Here is an 11,852-nt window from a genome sequence, read left to right as displayed (position 1 = left end):
TTGCCCGCGATGGCGGTGGATCAGCCAACACAGTTGTTAACTGACATACCGCTATCGCGGGCAAGCCCGCTCCCACAGTTGATCTGCGCTGGGCTACACGCCCTTGATGGTCTGGCTGCGCTGCCCCTGCACCCCGACCGGCACATCACCCTTGAGGGTCACGCGGCGCACGATGCGTTCCTGGGTGCCGTAGTCATCCACCGCGTAATGTTGGGTGGCGCGGTTGTCCCAGATCGCCACGTCGCCGGTGTTCCAGCGCCAGCGCACGGTGTTTTCCAGGCGGGTGACGTGGCTTTGCAGGAGGTTGAACAGGTGTGCGGAATCGGCCTGCGAGTAGCCCTTCAGGCGCTTGACGAAATGCCCCAGCAGCAAGGTCTTCTCGCCGCTGACCGGGTGTACGCGCACCACCGGGTGCTCGGTCTCGTACACCGTCGAGGTGAAGATCTTGCGGTATGCCTCAAGCTTTTCAGGTGTCACATCCGGCTTGCGCGCGGCGTAGTCGTAGTCGTTGCTGTGTACCGCCCACAGGGTATCGGCCAGGGCGCGCACTTCAGGGGTCAAGTCGTTGTAGGCGCTGGCGGTGTTGGCCCAGACCGTGTCGCCACCCGATGCTGGCGCCAGCACCGAACGCAGGATCGAGGCCTTGGGGTAGGCATCGACGAAGGTCACATCGGTGTGCCAGGAGTTGGCGCGCTGGCCACGCCCGCCATCCAGCTCCATCAAGAAGCGCGTGCCATCGCGCACCGGCACCGTAGGGTGGGCAATCGGCTCGCCAAGCAAGTGCGCAAACGCTTCCTGGCTCTGGTCGTCGAGGTGAGTCTGCTGACGAAAGAAGATCACCTTGTACTGCACCAGCGCTTGCTGGATCGCTTGGACGGTGGCGGCGTCGAGGTCGCCGGACAGTTTGATGCCCCGGATCTCGGCGCCGATGCGCCCCGCGACCGGGTGGATATCCAGCGCCAGGGCGACGGGTTGAACAGCAAGTGCGGCATTGCTCATGGGATGACCCTCGTGTGAGTGGGGTGACGCTGCGCCAACGCTCTATTCATATGCAATTTAGGTCTAGCAAATGAACGCATGCTTCGTTGACGGAATAAGAGCTTGCATTTAAAACCTCAGCTCCCCTGGTCGCAAATGCCTTCGACCTATTTTTAAAATGCCGGGAAAGCATATGGATCTTCGCCAACTGCGCTACTTCATCGCCCTTAACGAACACCGCAGTTTTGTCCGCGCGGCCGACGCCATGGGCATCACGCAACCAGCGTTCAGCCGCAGCATCCAGGGCCTGGAACAGGAGTTCGGCTGCGTGCTGGTGGACCGTGGCCACAAGGATCTGCGCCCCACCCCGGAAGGCCAGGTGGTGCTGCAACATGCCCTGAGCCTGGTGCATGGCGCCGCCTTGTTGAGCAGTGAAGTCACGCGCATGACCAAGCTCGATGCCGGTGAGTTGCGCTTCGGTTGCGGCCCGGCGCCAGCCGTGAAGCTGGTGCCGGATGCGGTGGCGCGCTTCGTCAATGCGCACCCGAAAATCCGCACACGGTTCCAGGTGGATAACTGGGAAACCCTGAGCCGCAGCCTGAGCCGGGAAGAGATCGAATTCTTTATTGCCGACATCCGCCAGTTCGAGGCCGATCCGAATTTCCAGACCCAGGCGCTTTCGCCCAAGCGCGGGGTATTTTTCTGCCGGCCGGGGCACCCGCTGCTGGCCAAGGACAGCCTGTCGACCAACGACATGTTCGACTACCCGCTGGCGTCGCCGCTGATCTCCCAGGGCATTCGCAAACTGCTGGCGAACCTCAGCGGGCGCATGGACTTTTCACCGAGCATCCAGACCGAGCACTTTGCGGCGCTGGTGAAGATCGTGTTGCAGTCCAACGCCATTGGCGTGGGCACCGAGGAAGCGTTTGCCGAGGACATCGCCCGTGGCGCGCTGGTGCTGCTGCACTGGCGCAACCTGCCGCAGAACCTGGAGACCCTGAGTGCGCGGTGCGGGATCGTCAGCCGCACCGGTTCGCGCTTGTCGCCGGCGGCAAAAGCGATGATCGAGACGTTGGTGGCGGTGGATCGGCAGGAAGTGGATGTGGCGGTCTGAAGGGCGCCATCGCAGGCAAGCCAGCTCCCACATTTGACGGTGTTCACAAATCAAAATGTGGGAGCTGGCTTGCCTGCGATGAGGCCCGTTCATGCACTATAGATTTCAGATCCCCGCCGCCACCAACCCCGGCACCACCCAATCACTGACCCGGAACGACTTGCGAATCAGCCGCTCCTTCGACGCCAAATCCACCGCATCCTGCAGCTTGCCCAGGAACACCGGATCCAGGGTCGAGGGGAAAATCTCGCTGAGTTTCTGGTCCTGCAGATCATTGGTCAGAATCATCGGTGGATAACTCGCCAGCCCCGACACCAACTCGATATACGCCTGCTTGTTGTGGTCATCGGTCAACCACTGCACCGCCTGCTGCTGGGCCTTGAGCAGCTTGGCCACCACCTCGGGATGGGCATCGACAAACGTGCCGCTGCCCACCAGCACCGCCTGCACGCTGCCAGCGCCGCCCAGGTCTTTGGTGGTCAGGGGGATTTCGGCCAGGCCCCTGGCCTGCAATGAGCTCAGGTTCGACCCGCCCCAGGTCGCATCGATCTGCTTGGCGGCCAGGGCGGCCACGGCGGCGTTGAAATCCAGGTTGATGAGTTTCAGGTCCTTTTCACTCAGGCCCTGGCTGGCCAGGGCGCCGTTGAGGGACAGTTGGGTGGCCGTGCCGCGAAACACCGCCACGCGCTTGCCCTTGAGGTCCTGCAAGGTCTTGATCCCCGAGCCCGGCACCACGCCCAGGTACTGCTTGACTCCGCGAGCGGTGGCGCTCAACAGGCGGGTGTCGAGGCCGTTGGAGCGGCCGATGATCGCCGCCAGGTCGCCCAGGTACGCCAGGTCTACCTGGCCGTTGGCGAAGGCTTCATTGATCACGGGGCCGGCACCCTTGAAGTAGTTCCACTGGATCTTGATGCCCTGGTCGGCGAAGGCTTTTTCAAAGATCTGCTGGCTCCTCAGAACGTCCGTCACGCCGCCACCACTGTTCTGGGTGCCGGCGCTCAGGTCGGGCACGGCGATGCGGATTTCCTTGAGGTCGGCGGCCTGCACCAGCCCGGCGAGCGCCGTGCCGGCCAGCAGGGTGATCAAGCGTTTGAAGGGCAGTTTCATAAGGTGTGCTCCTGTGGGCGACGGTAGCCTTTGGAGCAGAAAGTACGCACAACGCGATCAAAACTTTAAATACTATAAATTCACAATTTAATAGCTTTTTGGACTATACAGCGGCGAGCGCCGGTTCCAGAGGGTTATGCATCAACAGCATGGAAAATATTCTCCAAATGCATTGGATGCGTGCCGGGCAGAGGCTTTTAATGGTTTTTCTTATCCCTAAATAATCTTGATTGTTTATTTATAAGATCAAAAACACATAAAAAACTCGTCGACCACGGAGGTCTTCCATGGCCCGAATCTCACTGTTGAGCCTGCCGCTCGCCGCCCCTGCCAAGGCCGGGCGGGCACATTGGCCGAACCTGAGTGAACGCCTGCTGCCATGGCTGCTGCCACTCACGCTGTTTGCCCTGTGGTGGCTGGCCAGCCGTCAGCACTGGATGAGCGAGCAGATATTGCCGGCGCCCGCGCTGGTATGGAGCAGTGCCGTGGAACTGGCCGGCGGCGAGGTGTGGAGCCACTTGGCGATCAGCCTGCAACGGCTGTTCTGGGGGCTGTTGGCGGGGGTCGGGGCCGGGGCGCTATTGGGTGCGCTGCTGGGCTTGAGTGCCCGCGCCGAGCGCCTGGTGTTCCCGACCTTCAGCGCCCTGTCGCAAGTCCCGACCCTGGCCTGGATCCCGCTGTTCATGGTGTTTTTCGGGATCGGCGAAACCCTCAAGCTGGTGGTGCTGGTCAAGGCAATTGTGGTGCCCGTGACCCTGCACACCCTGGTCGGCGTGCGCGACGCCCAGCCCGGTTTACGCGAGGCCGCGCGGGTGCTGCGCTTGCCCACGCATCTGTTGATCCGCCGGCTGATCCTGCCCGCCGCACTGCCCGCGTTCATGGCCGGGGTACGCCTGGCCCTGGCGGCCGGCTGGACCTCGTTGCTGGCCGTGGAACTGCTGGCCTCCAGCGAAGGTATCGGCTACCTGATGGTGTGGGCGCGGCAGTTGTTCATGCTCGATATCGTATTTGTGTGCATCGTGGTCATTGGCGTGCTGGGCATGGCGATGGATCGCGGCATTGGCTGGCTGGATCGCAAGTGGGTGCACTGGCCCCATCCGGCCACCGCACAGATCCGCCGGGGCCCGCGCTATCAGGGCTGGCAGCGGGTGCAACCGTGGTTGCTGCCCTTGAGCCTGTTAGCGCTGTGGCAGTCGGCGACAGCCCTGGACTGGGTCGATCCCAATATCCTGGTCAGCCCGTGGACCGTGTTGTACACCACCGCCAGCGGCATATTCGATGGCAGCCTGCTCAGCGCCCTGGGCAAAAGCCTGGGACGCACCTTGAGCGGCTTGCTCCTTGGCGGCGGGCTGGGTTTTGCCCTTGGCCTGCTGCTGGGCCTGTCGCGCCGCAGTGAGCGGGTATTGGGCCCGACCCTGGCGGCGCTGCGCCAGATCGCGATTTTTGCCTGGGTGCCGCTGCTCACCGCCTGGTTCGGCCTGGGGGAGTTGGCCAAGGCAGTGTTTATCGCCCTTGCCGCGTTTTTCCCGCTGTTTATCGCCACCCAACGCAGCGTGCTCAACCTCTCGCCGCAACTCAATGAAGCCGCCCAGGTGCTGCGCCTGAGCCTGGCCTTACGCCTGCGTCGCCTGGTACTGCCGGGGGCGGCGGCGGGGATTTTTGCCGGGCTGCGCCTGAGCCTGATCTACGCCTGGCTGGGCACCATCGGCGCGGAATATTTCATGCCGTCCAATGGCGGCATCGGCAGCCTGATGATCGGCGCCCAACAGCTGCTGCGCATGGACCTGATCATGAGCGGCATGCTCCTGGTCGGCCTCACGGGCGCGGCACTCAACCTTATCGGCCAACGCATCGAAACCCGCGCCACGCGCTGGAGACACGCATGACTGTACCTATCGTCAGTTTCAACCATGTGGGCAAGACCTTCGACGTCGATGGCTTCGAGTTGGAGGCCATCCGCGAATTCAGCCTGGAGATTGCCGAAGGCGAGTTCGTCGCGATTGTCGGCTCCAGCGGCTGCGGCAAATCCACCTTGCTGCGCCTGCTGGTTGGCCTGGATACGCAGTTTCGCGGCGAGATCCGCGTCGATGGGCAGGCGGTGCAGGGCATCGGCGGCGAACGCGGCATCGTGTTCCAGGAACACCGTTTGTTCCCGTGGCTGACGGTGGCGCAAAACATCGGCCTGGGCCTGGTCAACGAGCCCTTGGACGAGGCCCAGCGCCAACAGCGCATCCGCGATTTTATCGAGCTGGTCGGCCTGACCGATTTCACCCGCGCCTACCCACACCAATTGTCTGGCGGCATGGCGCAACGGGTGGCGATTGCCCGGGGCCTGGTGGCCAGCCCGCGCATCCTGCTGCTGGACGAGCCCTTCGGCGCCCTCGACGCCCTGACCCGCCAGCAGATGCAGGATGAGCTGCTGGCGATCCGCGCCCGCGCCAGGATCACCACAGTGCTGGTGACCCACGATGTGGAAGAAGCGATTTTCCTTGCCGACCGCGTGGTGGTGATGGAGCCCCGGCCCGGGCGGATCAAGCAGGTGGTGGACATCGCCCTGCCCCATCCGCGCCAGCGCAGCAGCTTCGACTTCCACCAATTGCGCGAAGAGCTGCTGCACGAGCTGATCAGCGACGACCATTACCAGCCGCCGCTGCGTGAACAGATCCGTGACCTGCCCCTGGCCTTTATTGCCTGCTGATTGAGGAGTGTCTTGATGCCGCAACGTCCCAACTTTCTAGTGATCCTGGCCGATGACATGGGCTTCTCCGACCTCGGCGCGTTTGGCGGGGAAATCGCCACGCCGCACTTGGACGCCCTGGCGCTCAACGGCCTGCGCCTCACGGATTTTCACACCGCGCCCACCTGCTCGCCGACCCGTTCGATGCTGCTCACCGGCACCGACCACCATATCGCCGGCATCGGCACCATGGCCGAGGCGCTGACCCCGGAGCTGATCGGCAAACCGGGCTACGAAGGCTACCTCAACGACAAGGTGGTAGCCCTGCCCGAACTGCTGCGCGACGCCGGTTACCAGACGCTGATGAGCGGCAAATGGCACCTGGGGCTGACCGCCGAACTGGCGCCCCACGCCCGGGGTTTCGAGCGCTCGTTTTCGCTGCTGCCGGGGGCGGCCAACCACTATGGTTTCGAGCCGCCCTACGACGACACCACCCCTGGCCTGCTCAAATCCACCCCGGCGCTGTATATCGAGGACGAGCGTTTCGTCGAGCAATTGCCCGAAGGTTTCTATTCCTCCGATGCCTTTGGCGACAAGCTGTTGCAGTACCTCAAAGAACGCGACCAGGCCCGGCCATTCTTCGCCTACCTGCCGTTTTCCGCGCCGCACTGGCCGTTGCAGGCGCCGGTAGAGATCGTCGACAAATACCGTGGCCGCTACGACGCCGGCCCCGAGGTGCTGCGCCTGGAGCGCCTGGAAAAACTCAAGGCCCTGGGGTTGATCGATGCCGAGGTCGAGCCCCATCCGCTGATCGAGCTGAACACCCAGTGGGCGGCCCTGAGCGATGAACAACGCCAGCTCTCGGCGCGGGCCATGGAAGTGTATGCGGCGATGGTCGAGCGCATGGACTGGAACATCGGCCGGGTGGTGGAATACCTGCGCCAACAGGGGCAGTTGGACAACACCTTTATCCTGTTTATGTCCGACAACGGCGCCGAGGGCGCGCTGCTGGAAGCCTTCCCCAAATTCGGGCCTGAGCTGCTGACTTACCTCAACCAGCATTACGACAACAGCCTGGGCAATATCGGCCGCGCCAACTCCTATGTCTGGTATGGGCCGTCCTGGGCCCAGGTGGCCACCGCGCCGTCGCGCCTGTTCAAGGCCTTCACCACCGAAGGCGGGATCCGCGTGCCGGCGCTGGTGCATTACCCGCAGCTGGCACTCAAGGGCCGCATCAGCCATGGCTTTGGCACAGTGATGGACATCACCCCGACCCTTCTCGACCTGGCCGGCGTGCGCCACCCCGGCACACAGTGGCGCGGCAAGCCGATTGCGCCGCTGCGGGGCAAGTCGTGGCTGGGCTTTTTGTCCGGGGAGACCTTGCAGGTGCATGACGAGCACACCGTCACCGGCTGGGAGCTGTTCGGGCGCCGGGCGATTCGCCAGGGGCAGTGGAAGGCGGTGTACATCCCAGGGCCCATGGGACCGGCGACCTGGCAGTTGTATGACCTGGGGCGCGATCCTGGGGAGATTCATGATTTGGCGTTGAGCCAGCCGGAAAGACTGGCGACCTTGATTGGCCATTGGCAGCAGTATGTGGAGGAGACCGGGGTGGTGCTGAGTGCTTCGCCGTTTCAGCCGGACTGAGGTTTTTCAGTGTCTGGGCTGGCCCCATCGCGGGCAAGCCCGCTCCCACATTCGACTGTATTCACAAATCAAAAAATGTGGGAGCGGGCTTGCCCGCGATGGGGCCAGTGAAGGCGCCGCATCAACCCTGCGCCATCTCCCGCAACCGCAGCACATCAAGTATCTCAATCTCCCCATACCCCAACCGCACAACCCCCTGCTCTTGCAACGCCTTGAGCAGCGTATTGGTGGTCTGGCGCGACACGCCCAGCATCGCCGCCAAATCCTCCTGGGCCAGTTGCACCACGCGCCGCGAGCCGTCGATCTCGCCATACCCCTCGGCAATCATCCACAACCGATGGGCCACCCGCACCGACGCGGGGGCCAGGCTCAACTGCTCGATATTGATAAAGGTCAGGCGCAACTTCTGGCTCATCAACAAGGCCATGTCCCGCCAATAGGCCGGGCTTTGCGCAAGCAGTTGCAACATCGCCGGCTGCGGCACCTGCAACAGCGTGCAAGGCCCGACCGCACAAGCGTCATGGGTGCGTGGCAGGCCGTCGAACACGGCGATTTCGCCAAACCAGAAAGGCGCTTGCGCCAGGCTCAACAACGCCTCCTTGCCCTGCTCGTTCACTGCGCTGATACGCAGGCTGCCATCGAGCACCGCATACAAGCCACACGGCGGATCACCGCGCTTGAACAGCACCTGCCCCGCCGTCAGCTGCCGCACGCGGGCATGGGCCAGCAGGCTATGCTGCAAGGGAGCGGGCAGATGGCGATACCAGTGGCCACTGGACAGCCGCCCATGCCAAGACTCTGCGTCCATGAGAACTCCAAAGATTGTCGCCCAGTTGACAGTTTGTCGCAGTCCTACAGGGCATGATCAAGCATCCTACAGGAGGAATAACAATGAAAAGCCTCGTCGACCACCTCAGCCAATACGCCGCCTACCACCGCGACCCGCGCAACATTGCCAGCCACTTTATCGGCATCCCCATGATCGTCGTGGCCGTCGCCGTACTGCTGTCACGCCCCGAATGGCAGGTGGCCGGCCTGTGGCTATCGCCGGCGGTGCTGCTGGCGCTGTTTTCTGCTGGGTTCTACCTGCGCCTGGAACTGGCGCTGGGGGTGTTGATGAGCGGGTTGATGGGCTTGTCGGTATGGGCCGGGCATGTGCTGGCGGCGCAAAGCACGCTGGTGTGGCTCAGCAGCGGCATCGGCCTGTTTGTGGCGGGCTGGGTGATCCAGTTTGTCGGCCATTATTACGAAGGGCGCAAGCCTGCGTTTGTCGATGACGTGTCCGGGCTGATCGTCGGGCCGTTGTTTGTGGTGGCGGAACTGGCGTTTCTGCTGGGCTTGCGCCATGGGCTCAAGCGGCAGATTGAAGAGCGGGCGGGGCCGGTGCGCGCGCTCGCTCGACACACACCTGTGTAGGAGCTGGCTTGCCTGCGATAGCATCACTGCGGTGTGACTGATACACCGAGGTGTCTGCATCGCAGGCAAGCCAGCTCCTACAGGTGATTGGTGCAGGCCAGAGACTCAGGCTTTTTGCCAGACCTTGGGCTTGAAGAACAACGTCTCGCCCCGCGCCAGCCCGGTCAGGCTGTCGTGATCCTTCACCACTTCGGCTTCGATCAGTTCACTCTGGCCTTCGACCTTCAGCGTGATCCGCGTGGTGGCGCCCAGGGGGCGGATATCGCGCACTTGCGCAGCGTGGTGGTCTGCCAGTTCATGGCGTGACAACGACACTTCGTGGGGGCGGAACAGCAGGTGCTGGTCTTCGCCCAGGTGCAGGCGGTTGGAGTCGCCGAGGAAGTGGTAGACGAAATCGCTGGCCGGGTTTTCGTAGACGTCCCCCGGCGAGCCGATCTGCTCGATCACGCCTTTGTTCATCACCACGATGCGGTCGGCGACTTCCATGGCTTCTTCCTGGTCGTGGGTCACGAACACCGAGGTCAGGTTGATGTCCTCGTGCAGGCGGGCCAGCCAGCGGCGCAGTTCCTTGCGCACCTTGGCATCCAGGGCGCCGAAGGGCTCGTCGAGCAGCAGCACCTTGGGCTCCACCGCCAGGGCGCGGGCCAGGGCGATGCGCTGGCGCTGGCCGCCGGAGAGTTGTTCCGGGTAGCGATCCGACAACCAGTCCAGTTGCACCATGTTCAGCAACTCATGGACCTTGGCCGCGATCTGGGTTTCGTTCGGGCGCTGCTTTTTCGGTTTCATCCGCAGGCCAAACGCGACGTTGTCGAACACGGTCATGTGGCGGAACAGCGCGTAGTGCTGGAACACAAAACCGACGTTGCGATCCCGCACATCGTGACCGGAGACGTCTTCACCATGGAACACGATACTGCCGGTATCCGGGGTTTCCAGGCCGGCAATGATGCGCAGCAAGGTGGTCTTGCCGCAGCCGGAGGGGCCCAGCAAAGCCACCAGCTCGCCACTCTGGATATCCAGGTTGATGCTGTCCAGGGCCTTGAAGGCGTTGAAGTTCTTGCTGACGTTACGGACTTCGATCGACATGACTTATTCCTCAGCCGCACTGGCGCGCAGGCGATTAATACGGTTCTCGCTCCACTGCTTGAGCAGCAGGATGAAGAGCGCCAGGATCAGCAACAGACTCGCCACCGCAAACGCGGCGACGTGGTTGTATTCGTTGTAGAGAATCTCGACGTGCAGCGGCAAGGTGTTGGTCACGCCGCGAATGTGGCCGGACACCACCGACACCGCGCCGAACTCCCCCATTGCCCGCGCGGTACACAGCACCACGCCGTAGATCAGGCCCCACTTGATATTGGGCACGGTGACATGCCAGAACATCTGCCAGCCATTGGCGCCCAGCAGGCGCGCGGCTTCTTCTTCCTGGGTGCCCTGCTCCTGCATCAGCGGGATCAGCTCACGGGCCACGAACGGCACGGTGACGAAGATGGTCGCCAGCACGATGCCCGGCAAGGCGAAGACGATCTGGATATCGTGATCCTGCAGCCACGGCCCGAAGAAGCCCTGGGCACCGAACATCAGCACATAGACCAGGCCTGCGATCACCGGCGAGACCGAGAACGGCAAATCGATCAGGGTCACCAGCATGCTCTTGCCACGGAACGAGTACTTGCTCACGCACCAGGCCGCACTGACGCCGAACACCAGGTTGAGCGGCACCGAGATCAGCACCGCAATCACCGTCAGCTTCAAGGCCGATAGCGCGTCAGGCTCGAAAATCGCAGCGAAGAACGCGCCCAGGCCGAGCTTGAGGCCCTGGGACACCACGATAAACAGCGGCAACAGCAAAAACAGGGCGAAGATCAGCCAGCCAAGGCCGATCAGGATACGTCGTGACACCGCACTGCCACGGCGGGCAGCGTTGGCCGAAGACGCGGCGCAAATAGACGATTGGGACATATTCCGCGCCTCCTTAGGGGTGTTCGATGCGCCGCTGCAGCAAGTTGATCAGCAGCAGCAGGACAAAGGAAACCACCAGCATCAGCACGCCGATGGAGGTAGCGCCGGTGTAGTCGTATTGGTCGAGCTTGACCATGATCAGCAGCGGCAGGATCTCGGTTTTCATCGGCATGTTGCCGGCAATGAAAATCACCGAGCCGTACTCACCCACGCCGCGGGCGAACGCCAGGGCGAACCCGGTCAGCCAGGCCGGCAGCAGCGCCGGCACGAGGATGTAGCGGAACACCTGCAAGGGCTTGGCCCCCAGGCAGGCGGCGGCTTCTTCGATTTCCCGGGGGATGTCGGCCAATACCGGCTGCACAGTGCGCACCACAAAGGGCAGGGTGACGAAGGTCAGGGCCAGGGTGATGCCCAAAGGGGTGTAGGCGATCTTGAAGCCCATGTCGGTGGCGAACTGGCCGACCAGGCCGGACGGCGCGTACAGCGCGGTCAGCGCAATACCGGCCACGGCGGTGGGCAGGGCGAACGGCAGGTCGATCATCGCGTCGATAATCTTGCGCCCGGGGAAGGTGTAGCGCACCAGCACCCAGGCCAGCAGCGTACCGATCACGCCGTTGATCAGCGCGGCGTACAGGGCGGTACTGAAGCTCAACTTCAAGGCCGCCCAGACTCGCGGCGCCGAGATGATGGCCCAGAACTGATCCCAGGTGAGTTGGGCGGCATGGACGAACATGGCCGCCAGCGGTATGAGCACAATCAGGCTGAGGTACACCAAGGTGTAGCCCAGCGTCAGCCCGAAGCCGGGTATGACGGGGGAGATACGACGCGACATAAAAGTCCTTGGTTAACAGGTAGATACCACTGCCGGAGCAAACCTTTGTGGGAGCCGGGCTTGCCCGCGATGCAGGCACCTCGGTGTGTCAGTTACACCGCGGTGATGCTATCGCGGGC

11 protein-coding genes are annotated in these 11,852 nt (G+C 63.0%); 5 read left to right on the top strand and 6 right to left on the bottom strand.

All coding sequences use genetic code 11. The features are described 5' to 3' along the window. Window positions 1-93 precede the first annotated feature (93 nt). Window positions 94-999, bottom strand: a complete 906-nt coding sequence (locus AC07W7_RS26935; RefSeq protein WP_495040442.1) for a TauD/TfdA dioxygenase family protein — start codon at window positions 997-999, stop codon at window positions 94-96. A 172-nt stretch (window positions 1,000-1,171) separates the two neighbouring features. Between AC07W7_RS26935 and AC07W7_RS26930 the strand changes: the two genes are divergently transcribed. Then, the gene (locus AC07W7_RS26930) at window positions 1,172-2,092 is read left to right on the top strand and encodes a LysR family transcriptional regulator (RefSeq protein ID WP_076962030.1); all 921 of its coding nucleotides are present in this window, start codon (window positions 1,172-1,174) and stop codon (window positions 2,090-2,092) included. A gap of 105 nt (window positions 2,093-2,197) precedes the next feature. On the opposite strand, the gene AC07W7_RS26925 is transcribed toward AC07W7_RS26930, so the two are convergent. After that, window positions 2,198-3,199, bottom strand: coding sequence for an ABC transporter substrate-binding protein (locus AC07W7_RS26925; RefSeq protein ID WP_495040441.1), 1,002 nt, complete (start codon window positions 3,197-3,199; stop codon window positions 2,198-2,200). A gap of 287 nt (window positions 3,200-3,486) precedes the next feature. Here AC07W7_RS26925 and AC07W7_RS26920 point away from each other — a divergent pair, with 287 nt between their 5' ends. From AC07W7_RS26920 to AC07W7_RS26910, 3 genes are read left to right on the top strand one after another with little or no spacing between them, the layout of a single operon-like run. After that, window positions 3,487-5,085 (top strand): ABC transporter permease, encoded by a 1,599-nt coding sequence (locus AC07W7_RS26920; RefSeq protein WP_169901035.1) that lies wholly within the window; start codon window positions 3,487-3,489, stop codon window positions 5,083-5,085. Then, on the top strand, window positions 5,082-5,897 hold the full coding sequence (locus tag AC07W7_RS26915; RefSeq protein WP_495040440.1) for an ABC transporter ATP-binding protein: 816 nt from the start codon (window positions 5,082-5,084) through the stop codon (window positions 5,895-5,897). Before AC07W7_RS26920 ends, AC07W7_RS26915 begins: the two co-directional genes overlap by 4 nt. A gap of 15 nt (window positions 5,898-5,912) precedes the next feature. Then, window positions 5,913-7,523 (top strand): arylsulfatase, encoded by a 1,611-nt coding sequence (locus AC07W7_RS26910; RefSeq protein WP_495040439.1) that lies wholly within the window; start codon window positions 5,913-5,915, stop codon window positions 7,521-7,523. A 121-nt stretch (window positions 7,524-7,644) separates the two neighbouring features. Here the strand turns inward: AC07W7_RS26910 and AC07W7_RS26905 are convergent, their stop codons facing one another. Then, entirely contained in the window at window positions 7,645-8,331 is a 687-nt protein-coding gene (locus AC07W7_RS26905; RefSeq protein WP_076962025.1) for a Crp/Fnr family transcriptional regulator, read from the bottom strand. Window positions 8,332-8,414: 83 nt separating this feature from the next. Here AC07W7_RS26905 and AC07W7_RS26900 point away from each other — a divergent pair, with 83 nt between their 5' ends. After that, entirely contained in the window at window positions 8,415-8,939 is a 525-nt protein-coding gene (locus AC07W7_RS26900; RefSeq protein WP_236309326.1) for an Mpo1 family 2-hydroxy fatty acid dioxygenase, read from the top strand. 105 nt (window positions 8,940-9,044) lie between these two features. On the opposite strand, the gene AC07W7_RS26895 is transcribed toward AC07W7_RS26900, so the two are convergent. Genes AC07W7_RS26895 through cysT form a run of 3 tightly spaced genes read right to left on the bottom strand, consistent with a single transcriptional unit; the run spans window position 9,045 to window position 11,733 of the window. Then, a complete protein-coding gene (locus AC07W7_RS26895) occupies window positions 9,045-10,025 on the bottom strand; it encodes a sulfate/molybdate ABC transporter ATP-binding protein (protein ID WP_076962023.1) in 981 nt (326 codons plus the stop codon). A gap of 3 nt (window positions 10,026-10,028) precedes the next feature. After that, window positions 10,029-10,901: a sulfate ABC transporter permease subunit CysW gene (cysW, locus tag AC07W7_RS26890; RefSeq protein WP_076962022.1), complete on the bottom strand. Its 873-nt coding sequence runs from the start codon at window positions 10,899-10,901 to the stop codon at window positions 10,029-10,031. 13 nt (window positions 10,902-10,914) lie between these two features. Beyond that, window positions 10,915-11,733, bottom strand: coding sequence for a sulfate ABC transporter permease subunit CysT (gene cysT, locus AC07W7_RS26885; RefSeq protein ID WP_029299485.1), 819 nt, complete (start codon window positions 11,731-11,733; stop codon window positions 10,915-10,917). Between the last annotated feature and the right edge of the window lie 119 nt (window positions 11,734-11,852).

It is taken from the genome of Pseudomonas sp. GW821-FHT01D09 (assembly GCF_059422465.1).
This window is presented reverse-complemented; position numbering and strand designations above follow the sequence as displayed.